Consider the following 17,787-nt stretch of genomic DNA (forward strand, 5'->3'; position numbering starts at 1 on the left):
TCACTTCCTTATAGCCCAAGCTTCGTCTGCGCATTGTCATAATATCTCAGGAGCTTCTCGTCTTCTTGCAGAATCGATTCAGGCAGACGATTTCCAATATCGACAATAGTTTTATAGTCTTTCTCGGTCCAAGCCTTATGAAACCCAACTCGAATCGCTTCCGTACGGAATTGCTTTAATTTTTTCTTACTGTTCGAAAGTTCTTCAACATACTGATTGAACTCTCTCAACAGTGATTTTTCCCGCAGTTTCTCCAAATCTGCTTGTTTGTTCGGATCAGGTACATACCACCGATTCTTCGCCTTCTCTTTCAATTTCGGATCGTTTTTATCTAGACAGCGAAGATCCTTATAGTCGCTGCTTAAATAGGCATGGATTTGACTCGGTACTTCTCCTTCGCCGTCGTACTTCAGAAAATTTTGCTCAAGAAGAACATCCAATTCCGGCAGAAGTTCATGCTTGGCGATATGTTGTATTTCTTTCATGAAGTTCGGATGCAAATCTTGCCGTGTTTGTGGTTTTTTGAGCAATTGTTGACGGAGCCATTCAATCGCACTGTTCTCATCTGAGACGAAAAGGCTAAGTTGGACAAATTCTTTCGCTTGAATCCGTTTTTTATCGTATTCTGCGACTTGTGAGTCAAGAAAAACCATCCCATCCCTAACTGGATACCGCTGCTGAAGAATTGTTTGAAACTCCGTAGATGAATAATTAACATTAATGCCATGTCTAATAAGATGAGCAATCATTCTATCAAAAAGAACCCTGGGAGTTCTTTCTATTATTTGTTCAGCATTTCCTTTAGATCCGTTGTAAATGGGAAGCATAGCAAGATGTTGTTCTATAAATGCCCAAATTGATTGTTCATCTTGACGTCCATTAATAATTTTACTTTCATAATGAGCAGTTGGCTTATATGCAGATATAACAAGGTCCTGGTTTACTGCGGTCGTTGTGATCATGGCATGGAAGCCACCACGCTTTTTATCTAGCACATCTACACTTGCTATAATAAATCCAGAGTCTTGCAAAGCTTGTTGAATTGCATTCCATACTTTTGCTTGTGTATTAGAAAATTCAATTGTTATCCACTTACCAGGTTTTAAAATACGATATGCTTCCTTGAAAAATTCAGTCATTAGTTTTCTGTATAAATTAATATCCTTATTTTGGTGCTTATTTTCAATAGCTTCTTTACTATTATTTGTTATTACCTTTAGCCAACACTCTCTTACAAAACTTAATTCGGAATACATTATATTTGCCCCAAAAGGAGGATCTACGAAAATATAATCAATAGTTGAATCTTCTAAAGGTATAGAAGTTGAGCTTTGAGTAGAAATAATACTTCCTGACATTTCGTTTAAAGCTTTTATGATTTTTTTTGCTTGAAAGTGTAATTGATCCAAGACATTGTTTTCAACATGCATTGGCGGAAAATATAATGCGTTTGCCATCGGCCCAACTAATGCACGACTTCCATGCTGAGGCATATATCGATTCATTTTATTGATTTTCGGCAATATACTACCGTGCAGAAAGAATTTTGCCGATTGATTTACCTGTAAATCTTTCATTGAAAGTGATAACATTGCAAGTGAACGGTTATTATAAAAATGGTGTACATGGGTAAAACCTAATTTTTTGGGGCGAGATATCTCACCTCCATCAGTAAGAGGATCTGTTGGAAATTCTAAATCCCTTAATAATTGACCGGCCTTATTGTAAAGGATTATATCTAAGGAATCAGGTTTTTTCTCAAACCTTTTTTTGCCAACAGAATAATTAATTAGAACTGGAACCTGCTTTATTTGTGTAACAATTTCATTTATAGCATGATCGTAATAAGTATTCCAAACTCTTTCTAAATCATTGTGATTGCGAAAAGTAGCTGCACAAGAATCACATACTATTTTAGTTTTCGATTTTTTCTCTTCATAGTTCCATGTTAATGAATAATAATCCAATTCAGCCCCACAATTTGGACAATAATACACATCACTCCAAACAACATAGTTTATTTTTCCAAAAGTATATTTATTGGAATTCAAAATATCGGGTATGTCTTTAACCTGAGCACTTGCAACCTTACTACAAATTCCATCAATAATATTTTCGTCATTTATTTGATGGAGGGTTAAATACATCCAACTGTAATTGTTGTCTAGTTTTAATAATTCTCTATTAAATTGAGATTCAATATTGCTGACATTATAAGGCTTTGTATAGTTATATGCGATAAATGTAGCAGCAGGAGAGAGATCCATTAATACTGCATGTCTTCTACCGACTTTAGAAAATAGTTCCCACTCATTAACGCTTTCGTTATATGAATATACATTGTTCAAATCATCTGTTTTATAACCTAATTCTTTAATTGCATTTAGATCTCCACATTGCTGTGCTGCTACTCCAGTCATCCCAGAACCACAAAAGCCGTCAAAAACTATATCTCCTGGAGCAGTAAAATTTAAAATATATCTCATTATTGCTTTATGTGGAACTTTTGTATGATAACTATGAGCGTTATAGATCGGATCATTTTTACCTTCCGTCACATCTGCGGCATAAGGTTTATACAACCGATAGTTGTTGCTTCCATTTGACCAATACTTCACAAATTCATTTATCCAAGGATTCGGACACGCTGTATAATACGGCGGATCAGACAGAGCAAGTATATCCTCATCCTCACCGATGGGGAATCCTTCTATCTTTCTGAGCTCCGGCAGCTTCTTTCTCAATTCTTCTATAAAGTAAGCGCGGCGAGCTTCATCATTTTCAAAAGTCATACCCAAACAGGTCACAGGACCTGTTTGGGCTGTTTGATTTTCATCGGGGAACTCAAGTTGTTCAACCTTATCAGCCATTCTGTATATCACCTTTCCGCAGTAAAATCCTAACTCGATTACCGTTGCCGGTTCCTATATGATCTCTGACAAGTGCTTCAAATCGGCTTCTCAACTCATCCACTGTTAATGGATGGCCATTCCCAGCCATCTGGACCAATTGATCTACTGATAGCTCAACTTTACGAATCCCCTCAAACAAGTCCTTCAAAGTTTGGACTAGTTTTAAGTCTACGGGGGAAGAGAATTTCCCTTCTTGGACAAATTGTTCAATTAACTGTCTTTGTTCAGCATTAAGTAACGAAATACTTTCTTTTATCTCGGCATCATTCAATGTGCTGATTACAGTCTCCGTCCAAGATGTCAGTAATTCCTCGAGTTCTTCATTCAGTTTAGAAATACTGACTTGCTGAATGTAAGGTTCATCCTTCGGGCGATATCGGCAATGAGGGCAAATCACCGCATGTTCCAAGTCATCTTTCTTCAAATTCCAGCAGAACTTTAGCTGATCCAACTTGGACTTCCATTCCTCCAGCTGTCTTGAAGGCAGGATAGAGATGCTTGCTAATTGACGCAAAGTTGCATATCTGCCATCTTGCAATAGTTGATCCTTCTTGTTCTGATCGGTAATACCGAATCGAGCGCTGCTATGCATCGCGTAATACAGATCGATATACTGTTCTTTCAGCTTCTGTAAGCTTTGAATCTCTTTCTGGCAATCTCCTCCCACTTTCAGAGCATGGAGAACGTCTTCTAATGCCCCTTCGGCTTTCGCATGCCATTCATGTTTCACTTGTACGTGATTGAGCGCATTTACGATATACTGCGCCTTTTGCGTTACATCGATCGCCTTTTGCTCTAATGCTCTTAACTGTTTAGCCAGTTGTATATGCTCTTGCATTGTCTCGATATCGGCGATCGAGTATTTGAAATTTTTCAATCTAGCTGGTGTGTTATATACACTCAAGCTTTGTAAAAATTCGTTAAGCTTCCGTAGTTTCTGTTGATTTTCTTTAATTTCGTTCTCTGACAGCAACGGAAAATCCCATGTCGGAATCCCGGATTTAATATCCTGCTCCAACTTTACGATCTCTTTTAACAACTTCTCCACTTCCACTTGTAACTGTGCGACCCCAGTTGTTTGGGATTGGGGTTGGAGAAGTCCATGACTGATTGCAAACAGATCAAATAATGCTCGCAATTCTGCTAACGGCAAATCAGATGGCTTCTTAATGTGAGAAAACTCCATAATGCCTTCTGCCTTTAGACGAATTAATTCATCGAGTTTCATTGAATCATAAGTCGTGCCGTTGATTGTGATGACGATATCTCCGCTATATACAAGCGTAACCAACAATACCGCCAGCAGTTCCGGCTCTAATTTAAACTGTACCGTTCTCTTTACTTCTATCCCGCCGGCGATTCGTTCCGTATGCAGCAGCTCAGAAGCATTAACAACCTGATTATGACCTTTGGAGTTCACAAGCTGCATAATCCAATTCGCATATCCGGATTTTTGAACGTTCAATTTATCGCCATCGAGCAATACAAGTCCTTCCAGAATCGCCCTAGCCGTTTTAGTTTTTGTAGCTGATTGGATCGAGCTTAACGCCTCCGGAATATAAGTAGTCTTTAATACATCCCATTTCAGGCATGTCCTGTCTGTTCGAAATACAGGGTAATCCGGATATTTCTCCTCGAACCATTGTGTTAAGCATTCATCGGCCGCGGTGTCCACGATTTCACGAACTGTCGCTTGCGCGGGTGCAGTAAAGCTCCAATCTGCCAACTTTTTCGTAATACCTCTATAAGTCATTTTAAACGCGGTTGGCATATTTACCTTGAACCACGAGGTTAATTCCTTAATGTAATGGTTAGCTTTTTCTTCGTATAACCCCTTCGTAGCGGTTGAAGCCGTTAACGCCATTTCCTTAGCCCCGGCATACTGCTTCAAATTATGGAACAGCGTCTGATCCTTCGTATCAAGCACGAAGAAAACTTCGTCCGGCTTCTTCTCATCCTTAAATTTTGGAACATCGAATGCTTGTAAGAAATAGATATAGAAATCCCGCTCCGGCTGAGCCGTGGAACGTTCATTAGGTGCACCGAAGAAAAGATAACCTGGCCTTGTTGCTTTGTGACTATACCAATCCAGTTCGTGTTGCCAGATTCGATATCCCGTAACATATGTAGACGGTGAACATTCAAGCACTCGTTCTAATACTTGAAAATAATAACGATCTAACTGCTCTCCGCTTAACGTTTCCGCTTTACTTGCAATGTGATCATCTACAGGAACATCCTTGTCTAGATCAAGATAATACTGTCCATTTTCTTGATTCGTGGAAATAAATTGATAGCTAACAGACTTCAATATCTCTTTCAGTGTTGACTCAATGGTAGTATCGAGAAACTCTACGTCCATATCACAGTTTTTATCGAACAAGAACAATTGGTCCCGCATTTCCGATGGTGTCATTCCAATTCGAACCCTCAGATCATCCGTTGTAAGTCGGAAGACAGATAGAGCCTGAACGATTCGTTTGGCCATCGGTTTGTATGACGGTTTTTGGAATGCATATTCGACCCTGTCCAGCAGGACATCTGCTTTCTCCATGACTTCCCGAACATCCGGATCTGAACGCAATGTGCTATCGGATTGTATATAGGTCCAATAGCTATCAAAAGAAACAATCCCGGGGCTGTCTGCCGGAACATCTTGATCGAGAAGTTTTTCAATTTCATCGCTAATGGTCGTTAGAGCAACGCGTTTCTCCGCAATCTTGACCTTCTGAAACGCAGTTAAATAAGCCGGATGAATCGGGAACAGTTCTACATACTTTTCAAGTTGCTCCCCTAACTTATCATACAATGGAGCGAACTTTTGCAAGTGTTCGCGGATATAAGCTTTTTGAGTATCGTTCTTCTTAAGTAGCCGCTGCGAAACGACAAATTCAATATCTTCACGAGCAATAATAGCCTGAACCGTACGTTCCTTAACTCTTCTTAATTGCTCAGCTACAAAGGCAAATCGCGGATTATCAAACAGCATTTCCTGCACGCCGGTCATAAAGCGGAACCTTGTCGACTGTGTAATCTCGCCCATGGCCCGGAGGAAGTTAAGGTCCAGCATCAGTTCCTGTTCTTTCCTGCTGCGCAAGTAATCCAACAATTCATCTATAATGAGAAGAAATCCATGGTCCGGATATGTCTCGTGGAAAACAGACATCAATTTGACGAACTCATCTTTATTGCTGACAACTTGAGAAAGCTCTGGCATTTCATAGTTAACACCAATGCTTTGTAAGTATTCCGTCATCTCCCGAAACAGCACTTCGCGAAACGGCATATCAATACCGTCGAATTCGATTCGAAGCACTTTAAACTTTCCTTCGATTTCTTTGGCCTTGGCTGCAACTGTCTGATTTTGCAAACGGCCACTCGTACCCGGATGTTCAGCTAGTGCAGCAATCACACTCATCAAATGCGATTTACCCGTTCCATAATTTCCGACAACCATAATCCCTTTATGGTCAATAGGACGATCAAATTGTAGTTGTTCGATAATAATATCATTTAGTACTTCTGCCATCCGGTTAGAAATGACATAATTATCAATAATGCTATCATCAGCGGTTCTTAATTCGATAATGGAGCGAATGGGTTCAAACTGAACAAGTTCGCGATACTTCATACTTCACAATAACCCCTTCTATATTAGATTTCGATAACATAACTTGAATACGAGTTATCGCTTTGATAATATTCAGGATGTTCGGGTGTTGCGTATATTAAAGCGCCGTTCTCCAATGTGCCTGGCCAGTGAATTACGAGCGTCTTGTTCCCGCTCAAATTTTCGAACAACCGAATAGGGTTCTGCTTCAATTCGGTATCAAATAAATACTCAATATGGTCAAGAAAAACTACATCCTTATTTTCCCCTGCTAGAAGTGATCGAAGTATCCTGCCTACTTCGAAAGGCCTTTTTTCTGGAGGAAGTAGTCGTAGTTGCTCAGACAATAATAAGCCTACGTTAAGGATTGGAATCTCCATTTGATGAATGGCACGTTGCAACTCTACTTGTGAAATCCGACTCACCACAACAAATAACATTTTATTTCGTTTAGTTCTAGCAGTCTTGATCTCCAAAGCAATCGATTCTTGTAAACTCGCCATACTTTCACTCCGGTCATCCGTGCATTCGAATTCCAAAATCGGATCTCAAGAACTATATTTCGACAGCCTAATGGTGTATTCCTGCCCTGGATTACTTAAGCTCATATACTATTATACAAAATATCGCTGACATATATTTGTCGGTGAGTATATATTCGCATTCAATAGCGTTGCATTAAATTCGAACCCTTCTCTGTTATTCTAAATTGTGCTAAAAATGTTAAATTAAAGACGTCCATTGCAAGAAAAAATCTCCATAATTAGGGTAGCAGGTAGTCCTGTCCAAATCCCTAATCATAGGAGATCACGCATGGACAAGGATACACTACTTTCGTCATTTGGTAAATGGGTTGCACCCTTAAATGCAAAAATAATTTCCGACTGGACCACAGAAACCGGCGAAGACAAGTATGTGAAGAAGCTTACCACTCTAGCGTACCTTCTCATCTTCATGGACGCTCAGCTGAATCAGCGCAAGGCTTTGCGGGACATTGTCACCGAAATTGAGAATAACGAAGCCTTCCAGAAAGAACTCGGCATCACCTCCATCAGTATTTCGCAGCTTTCCAGGAAGAACAACAAGCTGTCGCCGGAACTTTTACAGCAGCTATTTGTCGATCTGGTCGCTCAGGTCACTCGCATTCGCACGCCTGCCGCTGGGCGAGTCGGTACGGTTAAACTGCTGGATTCCACGACCATGAGTCTGTGTCTTAGCAAGTACAAGTGGGCAACGTACCGGAAAACGAAAGCCGGCGTGAAACTCCACTTACGCGTGACCTTCTGTGATCCGGATACGGTCTATCCGGAGAAGGCCGTGCTCACTCCGGCCAAGCCGTCAGATCGCACCCAAATGGATGCGCTCATCGATGAAACCGGCGCTACTTATGTATTTGACCGCGGCTACGTGGACTACGAGAAATACGACCAGTACTGCTGGGATGGAGTCTTCTTCGTTACTCGGTTGAAAGACAATGCTATTGTCGAAGTGATGGATGAATTTCCAACAGCGGAAGGCTCGGTCATGACTCGGGATCGCATGGTGAAGATCGGCAAAGGGGCCAAACAGATGAAGCATGTTCTTCGCCTCATCGAAACCGTCGATTTAAAAGGAAATCCCATCCGAATCATAACGAACCGATTCGATCTGACCGCTGAAGAAATCGGCGACTTGTACCGCAATCGCTGGAAGATTGAAACCTTCTTCCGATGGTTGAAGCAGCATCTGAAGTTGACGCGATTCTACGGTGAAGATGAAAACGCCGTATGGAACCAGATCCTGATTTGCCTGATTAGTTACTGCCTTCTGCTCCTGATGAAACTGGAGCTCTCGACAACTAAGTCGCTGCTTGATCTAAGCCGACTACTAAAATCGAATCTCACCAAGTCGTGGGAAGTTTTTAAAGCGGCTGTATTTCGAAAACCAGCACGCACTTCGAAAGGTCGGCAGAAGGTCGTGAAGAGCTAAGGCAACGCAAAGCAAGAAAAGGTAATCAGCACCTTGAAATCCTAGATATTACCAAATGGACAATGACTGCCTTGCATGCATAGCCCCCTTAACTTTTTAGCCTATACGGCGGCAGGTCCGTTTTCGGAAAATTCTATAAACGATAGAAAAGCAATGTTTATGCAACGCTATTGAATTCAACTGTAAAAATTGTCTCGATCGTTTGTCGCGGCAGTCCGGATGGAGCGAGACGAGGAAGGAGTTGCTCAAAGAAGTTCCAATATGATACTCTCATTCGTTCATCGCCTCCCTTTCCAGCACTCTTAGGATATCTTTTTCATTAATTACCTGAAGATGACTCGTATGAGACGCGAGTGCTTGTGTAACGAGCCTTGCATAACCGGGATATAGTTTATTTCGGTATTGCGGAATGACAATATATACATGAGGCTCTCGATATTTCTCTAGTTTGTGAGGTTGCATCTTGTTGAAGAAGTTGGCCAAATGAAGCGGATGCTTAAAATCTTTCATATCCAAATATACAGAATGGGAATCTAACTGAATCGCAAGATCAAATCGATCAACTTGCGGGAATAGTGTTACTTTGTAGCCTTTCTTTGTAAGCCAATCTTTGACAGAGAGTTCTGCCAAACCCGGTAACATCGTGTAACGATAAATTCCATAACGCAGTCTCTGCAAGGGCTGGGTAGTTTCCCATCTCTTAAGATCTTCGCGACTGGACAGATTACCGCAGAGATCTTCTGTCCCACATTGCCAGTTATCGTTACGATACTCCAGTGTCCATCCGCATCGTGGACATCTACGATATCGGTCTGAATCATCCGTCATATCTTCATAACAGCGACTTAGCCGCTTCATCAATTCCGTATCTTGCAACTCCAGCCCGAACTCCATTAAACGATGTGCCGATACTACCGGATTCGTAATGATAAACTCACGAACCTTTCTGTACTTCTCCTCCAACATTGGTACCGTACCCCGACAGTAATGCAAAATTTCTAACATTTCTTGCGCTTGCGCTTCTTCCGGCGAGTCATAAAGGAAGATAAATTCACGAGCCGCTGGCGACAAGCCCAGATATGGGATCAGGAGCGGAGCTTCCAGCGGAAAAATATCGTCAACAGGAATGCCCCATTCAGCTGCCGGTTTCTGAAGGAATTGGATGAGTGATGGCAAGTCTATTGGAGCATCTTTTCCTTGCAGCATCAGAAGGCGTACAAACTGCATATGTCCTTTGCGTAACAGAGTCGGCAGCTCGCTGAAGTCTTCTCCCCACTGTTCCAAACCTGCGATTAAGTTCAGCAGACAATCCCTAACATCATTCTTGTCAATTTGCATTTCAACACCACCGGTAATAAGCTAAAATCACCTGGTATATTTTTTATTTTAAAGTTAAGTCATGACAACTGCTTGTCAGCGAATGTACGTTCTACAAAAAAACGACCAGAACGATTCTGGTCGCGTAGCAATCCTAATTCACATTTGGTAAGAAAGCAAAATTCAATCTCTAATCATATTCGGTTAGAAGTAATTCCCTTTTACAGACATCACACTGAACCTTGATAACCAATCCTAGGCTTGTTGGTATAAATATGTACGCAAACTTTGCTCCAGTTACATCTTTGGCTTCACATTTATCCCATCTAAAGGATAAAGTTATGCTCGTATAAAGCCTTCGTTATTTTTGATTCGATGTCAAATATATTCCGATTGTCTTCGTAAAAGCTCTTATAATCAAATTTGTAAGCTCCATCATCTCTGCAAATCATTCCTGCTTTAAGCCTGTCTCCTTTTGCTTTCATCATATCGGGAATGGGTTCCAGAATCTCCAAATATTTCAAGACACCATCAATATCGGCAGCTGAAACGTTGATTTCATCTCTCATATAACAATTTCTCCGAATGATTTTTTAGTCGATAGATGCCCATCGTTTGAACTCTGACGGCAAACTCCCAACACTTTTTCCGTTCACCGCTGCGCTGCTCGATGATCGGCTATACCGACTCCGTGAAGAAAGTTTCGGCTACACATTCCAGCTTGAAAGGTTCTTCTAGTCTTTCTTCAAAAACGAATCTTCCCCAACTCCTCCCGGAAAGCCGGTCTTCGCGGAAATTTGGTTAACAATTTTTGTGTGACGGTGAACGCTTCTTTCCGCCCGCCAACCTGTTGAAGCATTCGAATGATCCGGCAAACATCGGCGTAATCTCGCCTGTCCCTGGATTGATCCGCCCGGAATTCGATATATGCCACGAAAAGCGCCTTCACCTCCTCCGGGTAATGCGGAAGCAATTGCTCATAGAACGATTCAATTCGGTAAGGTGCCTTGCGGACGTATTCCAAAAGCCGTGCGAACATCTCCTCTTCCACCAGGATTTGGGTATATGTGTGCTCTCCCCTCGGGCTCTGCTCCATTTGATCTAACAGATCTTGCAGATACAAGGACCATTCTCCCTCATCGGAAAATGTATCCTTCACAGAGCGATAATACGCATACTCTCCGTTCACGATCAGCTCCATCCCGAGTTTCCGCTGCTGTTCGACTTGTCCTGTGCGATGGTATGCCTCATACCGATATTTCTTCCAGCGATAGACGAGCCCCGGCAGCCCCTGATCTTGAGCTTCCCCGGCCTCTGCCAATCGGATCGCTTCCTCGGCATCGCCTTGCTCAAGCGCCGCACGAATCGCAATCTCCCGGATTTCCGGGAAATGCAGATGTTTATACAAATAAGCTTTCGCCTGTTCTTCACCTGAACGTTCCAAAATTTGACCATATCGGAGCACAGTTACCCGCTCGTCTGTGTACTCCCGCGACCAATTGCTTCCGGACGTATGACCCAGGAGCGAATCCGCCGCATCATCCCATTGATGTTGCATCTGTTCCGACTCGATCAGCGCGCCCGCCGCCTCGAGGAGCGCGAGCTGCCAATCCGACCACCCGTCGTAATAAGGCTGGTGTGTCTCCTCCAACAACCGGTGGAAAATCTTCAAGCGTTCTTCCGCCGGAATATGATGGTGATCCTGAACCAGCTTGAAGATCGATTCCAGACAGCTTTCGATCACGATCCCGACTCCACCGTCCGAATCGTCGGCGGACTGCAATAATTCAATCATCTCTTCGATGATGCAAAACAGAATCGCCAGCCCGTGCAACCATTCCTCTTCATCGAAGGCGGAGAGAGCCTTTTCAGCGACGATCTCCGCACCTTCCACCGCGCGGCTTACGTTCCGCCAAGACACAAAACCATGATCATCCGAATATGTGTCAATGTAGGATCGGATCAACCGTCGGCAGGCGTCCAACTCTTGATCTGCGCCACTTTTCGACAAATGGAGTCTGATGCGCTCTTCCGCGGCATATGAATCCGATGTAATCGAGAGCAGCAATTCGATTAATTTCTCCTTGCTCTCTGCTTCCAACAGTTGCCGGAGAGACGGCTCCGTTGAAGATGCCTCGTCTGCTTCTCTATTCTTAAGCTCGAGGAATACGGCGACTTGATGCTTGCATACCGGCCCGAAATCGTACGGACAATCGCATTCTGATTCCATAATGTTTCCCTCGTCGTCCAGCTCTACGTAGACCTCATAATCTTCGTTCCCGCGCACAACCGAAGTGTACTTTCTTTCGGCAAACGATTTCAAGGAAATCACCCGGCCTTCGGACGCGTATTCCTTCCCTCTGTGTACAACTGCTGGATCAATGAATCTGAAAAAATCGAATAAATTCAAGAGGACCGCCCCCTTTGGACGCTTCTTTCCACCTTGGAATTCCAATAGTCGATGAACGTCTGATAAGATCGTACAGAAGTAAAGAAGGGAATATGTTGGTCTGCCGACAAACGATAGGCCTCAAGACGCTGTACCTGCTTTCTTCTAGCTTTTGCTACACGATGGTTACCGTCGATGGTAAGGTAAACCTCAGGCAAAATTTCGGCTTGGATGATCGGTTTGGATAGGTCCGCAGCCTCGACATGTTCATCTTTTAGAAATGGTGACAGCGACACAGATCGTATATCGATAGCCGTTTTGAAAAAATCCCTTTCACTGTCTTCTATCATTCGAATCACGCATGTGATGTTCCATTCAAATATACCGTTTCGGAACAACTCGTCCGTTTCATGAACAGGAACAGGGACAAAGTTCGGATTCATTGTTAATTTCCTTGACATCTTTTTTCTCCCTCAATGCGCTATGACACATGCCCTCATAGACCCCCATGCCGCTAATGCGGCACCAGCAGATGATGAAAATGGGCGAATGCGGTACAATATTCCTGCGGCTGGTGGAGGGAGGTCGTTGTTTCTTGGTGCTGCGAGCCCGACTCTTAGACGGACCCCAACGACCAGGTGCACCACAGATTGTCGCTCCTTCGGGAAGCACGCGGGATAGAATGGCCCATGTGTGGTCGTTGCACCAGCCCTCAATCGACAAAGCCGCAAGGAGATTGTCCATCATGGATGTCGTCTACAGCCATGTCTGTGGACTGGATGTCCACAAAAAGACGGTCGTGGCCTGCATTATCACGCCGGACGAGAAAGAAATCCGCACATTCTCGACCATGACCGACGATCTGTTGCAGATGGTGGACTGGATCAAGAGCAAAGGTTGCACCCACGCCGCCATGGAAAGCACCGGTTCCTACTGGAAACCCGTCTATAACCTGTTGGAGACGGAAGAGATTCAAACCTTGGTCGTCAATGCGCAGCATATCAAGCATGTTCCCGGACGAAAAACCGATGTGAAGGATGCCGAGTGGATCGCTTCGTTGCTCCGGCATGGATTGCTCCGAGGCAGCTTCATTCCGCCACGTGATCAACGGGAGCTTCGCGAGTTGATCCGATACCGCCGTATTCTGATCGAGGAGCGGGCACGAGAAGTCAACCGGATTCAGAAAGTGCTGGAAGGCGCCAACATCAAACTGTCGTCGGTAGCCAGCGATATTCTGGGCAAATCGGCGCGTGCGATGATCGAAGCGCTGATAGCCGGTAACGTTGATCCGGAATCCTTGTCGGAGTTGGCACTTCGGCGTCTGAAGAACAAGAAAGCGGATCTCCAGCGCGCGCTCAAAGGACTGATCGGCCCGCACCAACGGTTGATGCTCCAAACCCAACTGCGGCACGTCGATGAACTGGACGCGCTGATTCAACAGTTGGACGAGGAGATCAAGAGGCGGATGCTCCCTTTTGAGGAAGACCTGGAGCGGCTGGAAACCATTCCCGGGGTGGCCCGGCGGACGGCGGAACAAATTGTCGCTGAAACGGGTACCGACATGAGCCGCTTGCCGTCTGCCGCTCATTTGTGTTCGTGGGCGGGGTTGGCTCCAGGGAACAACGAAAGTGCTGGGAAACGAAAGTCCGGGCGAACGACCAAAGGGAATCCGAAGCTTAGGAAGCGCTCTCATCGAGGCGGCACGGGCAGCAGTCCGAACGAAACACACGTATCTGTCCAGTCTATATCATCGCATTGCCGCCAGACGAGGGGCCAATCGGGCGGCTGTGGCGGTGGCCCATCGGATCCTGACCATCGTCTACCATCTGCTAAAGGAAAAACAGGTTTACAACGAACTGGGGCCTCATTATTACGAAGAACGCCGGCGTGAACAGATGGCCCGACAAGCGATACGGAAGTTGGAAATGTTAGGATATGACGTTATGTTAAAAGAACGGGAGCAAACTGCATAATCCCCTATCATTTTCCAATTTGAAGCGATGTAACGGTGGGTTGGCCTTTTTGTGCTTTTTAGCGACTATTATTTTCGGGATAGAATGAAAAAGACTTTCTAGTTGCTTATAAATAAACCCACTGTATCCTCAACAGAGATACACTGGGTTGGCTAAATGGTGAATAGCGGCAAACCGAATGCTTCTCGAACAAAGCTCATGTCATGATCTCTTGATACAAGACCGAGCTGATGCTCGATAGATGTTGCAATAATAATAGCGTCTGGGGTTTTAAGCTTACGGCCCTTTGACCTTTGTTCCCTTCTTATGTCTCCGGCAAGCCGGGCAACACTTGAACTAACCTCAATACATCTGCGTGAATTAAACAGCTTGATCCCTTGCAAGCGAAATTCGGAATCTAATCCGCTGAACACTTCACATTCCGTAATAACGGAAAAATAGATAGGCATTCGATCATCCTTGGCCTGCCTGACAAACTCCAACGCGGCATGCTCACCTGCAAGCAGTGCAATGGCAATATTCGTATCGAATAAATAACCATCCATCTAATTCCACTCTTCCTCGCGCATTTTTTTGACTTCGTCCGTCAATCGTTTAGCTTGTTCCGGAGTCAATATTCCTGCCGATTCGAGTATGTCATCAATGGAGTAGTCATCCTCGACTTCAATCGTTTGGTTATCCAAATTAATTTTCACTTTGCTTTGCGTAATATTCATTTTCGTCAAAATGGAGCGAAGCTCATTTGCCGTTTGTTGATCCATTTTTTTGGGCAGGGACATTAAAGGACGTCCTCCTTCCAATCTGAGATTTGAGCTCTTATATCATACCGGCAACGGATACAGGAGAAATGCCTTTTACCGTTAGCCATAACAGACACGGAATTCATTGGCGAAAGTCATCATGAGAAAATGATTTCAGGATTTCTGATGTACTCATCTCTATACCAAGTTTGTATGTCATAATCGTTTCTTCTGTCATACTGGAGCGCTTCATTTCGTGTTACCAACAGTATAACATAACACACTCAAAATCCAGAAGGAGATAAGCTGGCCTCTTTCGGAATAGCTTATCGATCCAGATGGCTTGTCCGCCCTCACCGAACAAACCTCCCGCTGCACACAAACCGCGCCGCTTCCTGACATCGGTTCGTGTTCATAACGTGTTCACAATATGGGCGACCAGCCGCAGGTTATGTTCGATTAGCTTGTTCCTCGCCATCGGATCACCCTTGGCCATCAGCCGGAGATACTTTTCCTCTTCTGTGTCAGGCAGCGGCTGGGGAAAAGCATTGTTCTTGACATAGGCCACGAACAGCATGATTTCTTTGATGAACAGCGATAGCGCTGCAAAGATGCTGGACACGCTTGCCACCTCCCACGAAGGATATCCGTTTATTTAACCTTATGTGGGCTCCTGCCTACACGTGCCTGTACCGGGCTATTCGGTTCCTCCGTTTTTTCTCCGACGTGCATGCGCTTATCCCCCTCACAATAGCAAAGGCAATTTCTCCGCATAGATCGGTCTGATCCATAGAGAAATTGCCTTTACCGTGGGTCCATTCCGTCAACGATTGTCTTATACTGGTAACAGAAAGGAAGTGTGGCCGTATGGAGTTGATCGGGTATTGCAAGTCCTGCAACAAAGAACTCTATTGCCAAAACGGATTCTTCGTCGGAGTCATCCATGATGACCAGACGATCAGTTGCACCTCCTGCAGCGAAAAGGCGGCGGCAGATGCGCACACGCAGGAGAATGGAGGAAAGCCGAGGACAAGCTGAATCGTAGGCGACCCATTTGGGTAAATCCAGCCCTACGGGGCCAATCCGGCCGTCGCCTGCTTGTAGGTATCCTCCGCCTGTTTTCTATAGGTCTTCAACATCTTATCGGCCGCCGCTGCATTTTTCCTCGCCTCCGCCAGCGCGGCTGTCCCCGCTTTCAACGTCTCGGCAAACGCTTCTCCCCGCTTGCCTACGTCTAGGTGTGTCTCCTTGAGCTGCTCCCACAGCGCTTGGGCCTGTTCCATATCGTCTTGCAGCGTATCGATGATGCCTGCGAGCGCCTTGGCTTTCTTTCCGACTTTATCATCCAGGGTGTGAACGCCATCCATGAGCATGTTCATACTGCTGGCCAGGGACTCCGCGAGAGCGGTTTCGGTGGCGGAGAGGCCCGCTTTGGGTCCCATGGCGGTTATTTCCTGATGCAGCGCCTGCAGGTCGGCCAGATGCTGCTCATAGGCTGCTTGCTCCTCAGCTACCTGGTAATCGGCAATATAATCGATATGTTCGCGAATATCTGCCTCCAGCCGCTCAAACTGTTTGACCTGTTTGTCCAGGGCGGCCCGCTCCTGCGCTTTTTGTTCGGCGATCTGTTTCTGGATCTCTTCCGCTTCTGCGCGGGCCCGCCGATTCAGTTCCTCCATTTTCTGTCGATAATCCGCTGCTTGGACGGCGAGCAATCGTGTCTCGGGACCGTACTCCTCCAACCACGTCTGCTGAAAAACCAGCGTCTCCTGATCGACCGTCGCCGCGAACTTTTCTCCCTCCTTCGTTTGGAGCAGGAGGCTGTTCCCGTCCACGGTTCCTTTGTACTGGTGGTACTCAATGATAACCGCTGGCAAGCCATCCTTGGACTCTATCTTTGCTTCCTCCAGCTCTACGGCCACCTCTTCTTTCCCGGGGATGACGCGGGCGTGGAGCAGCCGATCGTCTGCGGCAAACAGATAGCCTTCGGCATAGGTGACGGCCGTCAGGGAGCGTACGGCAAACCCTCCCCCCACACAAACCGCGAGAGCCACGAGTATCCAAAGCCATTTTTTCTTCTCTTTCATGCTGCGACCCCTTTACGTTCCGATTTTCTCCGTAGATTCTCTCATTCTACCATATCCTCCCTGTGAGACTCTCTGCCTGCTCTTTGAAATCGTACGATATGACTAAGCCCCGGAGCGGCATTCATCTGCACTCCGGGGCTTATCGCCTACTTCTTTTTCTGGAATTAGATCGGGACGGCCAGGAGCTTGACCATATGATGGTACCCGTGCCCGCTTACCCTGAGCATACCGTCGGGATGGTAGCCCATCTGTTCGTACAGGTTGCGTGCGCGCCTGTTTTCCTCCTCGACCAGCAAAGCCGTGCGATCATAGCCTTGCTTGACCGCCTCTTCCTCAAAACGGAGGAGCAGTTTTTTGCCCACTCCTTTTCCCCGATGGCGCGGTGAGACGACCAGCGTATCCAGGTAGAATTCGTCGGAGCGTGCCTCCTTTACAATCGTGGGGGCGGTTCCGGTCATATGCTGGAGTCGGTCGGCAAACGGCCTGTCCAGCTCTTCCGTCCGGCTCCCGTGGTAGCAAATCAATAGGCCGACCGGTTCTTCTCCCGCCATGGCCACCAGGCTGTTCTCGTAGCTGATCCGGTTGTTCTTTTCCCGGAAAAACGAGGCCAGCACCTGAATCGCATCCTCCGGTCTGCCCGCGCCGGTCAACGTATAGGCAATATCGCCGATCGCTTCAAAGATCAGAGGAGCTGCCCAGTGAGCATCCTCCGCGGCTGCGTATCGTATCATGGTTTACCTCCCTGCTGCATCCGCCGCTAGATGTCCTTTGCATAAAAGATCGGCGGATGG

General features: G+C 45.5%; 14 protein-coding genes and 1 pseudogene. 3 read left to right on the top strand and 12 right to left on the bottom strand.

All coding sequences use genetic code 11. The annotated features are described in order from the left end of the window. Window positions 1-8: 8 nt before the first annotated feature. From JD108_RS15010 to brxF, 3 genes are read right to left on the bottom strand one after another with little or no spacing between them, the layout of a single operon-like run. Window positions 9-2,870 carry a DNA methyltransferase gene (locus tag JD108_RS15010; RefSeq protein WP_198826836.1) on the bottom strand — a complete coding sequence of 954 codons (2,862 nt, stop codon included), beginning with the start codon at window positions 2,868-2,870 and terminating at the stop codon, window positions 9-11. Then, window positions 2,863-6,543, bottom strand: a complete 3,681-nt coding sequence (locus JD108_RS15015) for a DUF6079 family protein (RefSeq protein WP_198826837.1) — start codon at window positions 6,541-6,543, stop codon at window positions 2,863-2,865. Before JD108_RS15015 ends, JD108_RS15010 begins: the two co-directional genes overlap by 8 nt. Window positions 6,544-6,566: 23 nt before the next feature. Next, entirely contained in the window at window positions 6,567-7,025 is a 459-nt protein-coding gene (gene brxF / locus JD108_RS15020) for a BREX-3 system P-loop-containing protein BrxF (protein ID WP_198826838.1), read from the bottom strand. Between the two features lie 310 nt (window positions 7,026-7,335). Between brxF and JD108_RS15025 the strand changes: the two genes are divergently transcribed. After that, window positions 7,336-8,490, top strand: coding sequence for an IS4 family transposase (locus JD108_RS15025; RefSeq protein ID WP_198826839.1), 1,155 nt, complete (start codon window positions 7,336-7,338; stop codon window positions 8,488-8,490). 270 nt (window positions 8,491-8,760) lie between these two features. Here JD108_RS15025 and JD108_RS15030 read toward each other — a convergent pair whose 3' ends face one another. The 4 genes from JD108_RS15030 to JD108_RS15045 all read right to left on the bottom strand — a co-directional run bounded on the left by JD108_RS15030 (window position 8,761) and on the right by JD108_RS15045 (window position 12,657). Further along, window positions 8,761-9,828, bottom strand: a complete 1,068-nt coding sequence (locus JD108_RS15030; protein ID WP_198826840.1) for a restriction endonuclease-related protein — start codon at window positions 9,826-9,828, stop codon at window positions 8,761-8,763. A 305-nt stretch (window positions 9,829-10,133) separates the two neighbouring features. Next, the gene (locus tag JD108_RS15035) at window positions 10,134-10,376 is read right to left on the bottom strand and encodes a DUF6508 domain-containing protein (RefSeq protein WP_198826841.1); all 243 of its coding nucleotides are present in this window, start codon (window positions 10,374-10,376) and stop codon (window positions 10,134-10,136) included. A gap of 176 nt (window positions 10,377-10,552) precedes the next feature. Beyond that, complete coding sequence (locus tag JD108_RS15040; RefSeq protein ID WP_198826842.1) at window positions 10,553-12,217, bottom strand: SWIM zinc finger family protein; 1,665 nt, start codon at window positions 12,215-12,217, stop codon at window positions 10,553-10,555. Beyond that, a complete protein-coding gene (locus JD108_RS15045) occupies window positions 12,214-12,657 on the bottom strand; it encodes a hypothetical protein (protein ID WP_198826843.1) in 444 nt (147 codons plus the stop codon). Before JD108_RS15045 ends, JD108_RS15040 begins: the two co-directional genes overlap by 4 nt. Before the next feature lie 284 nt (window positions 12,658-12,941). Between JD108_RS15045 and JD108_RS15050 the strand changes: the two are divergent. Continuing rightward, window positions 12,942-14,169: pseudogene (locus tag JD108_RS15050) on the top strand (IS110 family RNA-guided transposase). A gap of 152 nt (window positions 14,170-14,321) precedes the next feature. On the opposite strand, the gene JD108_RS15055 reads toward JD108_RS15050, so the two are convergent. The 3 genes from JD108_RS15055 to JD108_RS15065 all read right to left on the bottom strand — a co-directional run bounded on the left by JD108_RS15055 (window position 14,322) and on the right by JD108_RS15065 (window position 15,531). After that, complete coding sequence (locus JD108_RS15055; RefSeq protein ID WP_198826844.1) at window positions 14,322-14,714, bottom strand: PIN domain-containing protein; 393 nt, start codon at window positions 14,712-14,714, stop codon at window positions 14,322-14,324. After that, complete coding sequence (locus tag JD108_RS15060) at window positions 14,715-14,948, bottom strand: hypothetical protein (protein WP_198826845.1); 234 nt, start codon at window positions 14,946-14,948, stop codon at window positions 14,715-14,717. A 373-nt stretch (window positions 14,949-15,321) separates the two neighbouring features. Continuing rightward, window positions 15,322-15,531 (bottom strand): hypothetical protein, encoded by a 210-nt coding sequence (locus tag JD108_RS15065; protein WP_228728163.1) that lies wholly within the window; start codon window positions 15,529-15,531, stop codon window positions 15,322-15,324. Window positions 15,532-15,776: 245 nt separating this feature from the next. On the opposite strand from JD108_RS15065, the gene JD108_RS15070 reads away from it, so the two are divergent. Next, window positions 15,777-15,947, top strand: a complete 171-nt coding sequence (locus tag JD108_RS15070) for a hypothetical protein (protein ID WP_198826846.1) — start codon at window positions 15,777-15,779, stop codon at window positions 15,945-15,947. A gap of 32 nt (window positions 15,948-15,979) precedes the next feature. On the opposite strand, the gene JD108_RS15075 is transcribed toward JD108_RS15070, so the two are convergent. Both JD108_RS15075 and JD108_RS15080 read right to left on the bottom strand, forming a co-directional pair. Beyond that, window positions 15,980-16,996: a hypothetical protein gene (locus tag JD108_RS15075; protein WP_198826847.1), complete on the bottom strand. Its 1,017-nt coding sequence runs from the start codon at window positions 16,994-16,996 to the stop codon at window positions 15,980-15,982. Window positions 16,997-17,160: 164 nt separating this feature from the next. Further along, the gene (locus JD108_RS15080; protein WP_198826848.1) at window positions 17,161-17,727 is read right to left on the bottom strand and encodes a GNAT family N-acetyltransferase; all 567 of its coding nucleotides are present in this window, start codon (window positions 17,725-17,727) and stop codon (window positions 17,161-17,163) included. Between the last annotated feature and the right edge of the window lie 60 nt (window positions 17,728-17,787).

Source organism: Brevibacillus composti, assembly GCF_016406105.1.
In the GTDB taxonomy this organism is placed as follows: domain Bacteria; phylum Bacillota; class Bacilli; order Brevibacillales; family Brevibacillaceae; genus Brevibacillus; species Brevibacillus composti.

Coding starts and splice junctions, on each gene's coding strand:
- JD108_RS15025 (WP_198826839.1), top strand. CDS start 7,336: ATGGACAAGGATACACTACTTTCGTCATTTGGTAAATGGGTTGCACCC.
- JD108_RS15070 (WP_198826846.1), top strand. CDS start 15,777: ATGGAGTTGATCGGGTATTGCAAGTCCTGCAACAAAGAACTCTATTGC.
- JD108_RS15080 (WP_198826848.1), bottom strand. CDS start 17,727: ATGATACGATACGCAGCCGCGGAGGATGCTCACTGGGCAGCTCCTCTG.
- JD108_RS15055 (WP_198826844.1), bottom strand. CDS start 14,714: ATGGATGGTTATTTATTCGATACGAATATTGCCATTGCACTGCTTGCA.
- JD108_RS15060 (WP_198826845.1), bottom strand. CDS start 14,948: ATGTCCCTGCCCAAAAAAATGGATCAACAAACGGCAAATGAGCTTCGC.
- JD108_RS15030 (WP_198826840.1), bottom strand. CDS start 9,828: ATGCAAATTGACAAGAATGATGTTAGGGATTGTCTGCTGAACTTAATC.
- brxF (WP_198826838.1), bottom strand. CDS start 7,025: ATGGCGAGTTTACAAGAATCGATTGCTTTGGAGATCAAGACTGCTAGA.
- JD108_RS15045 (WP_198826843.1), bottom strand. CDS start 12,657: ATGTCAAGGAAATTAACAATGAATCCGAACTTTGTCCCTGTTCCTGTT.
- JD108_RS15035 (WP_198826841.1), bottom strand. CDS start 10,376: ATGAGAGATGAAATCAACGTTTCAGCTGCCGATATTGATGGTGTCTTG.
- JD108_RS15075 (WP_198826847.1), bottom strand. CDS start 16,996: ATGAAAGAGAAGAAAAAATGGCTTTGGATACTCGTGGCTCTCGCGGTT.
- JD108_RS15015 (WP_198826837.1), bottom strand. CDS start 6,543: ATGAAGTATCGCGAACTTGTTCAGTTTGAACCCATTCGCTCCATTATC.
- JD108_RS15010 (WP_198826836.1), bottom strand. CDS start 2,870: ATGGCTGATAAGGTTGAACAACTTGAGTTCCCCGATGAAAATCAAACA.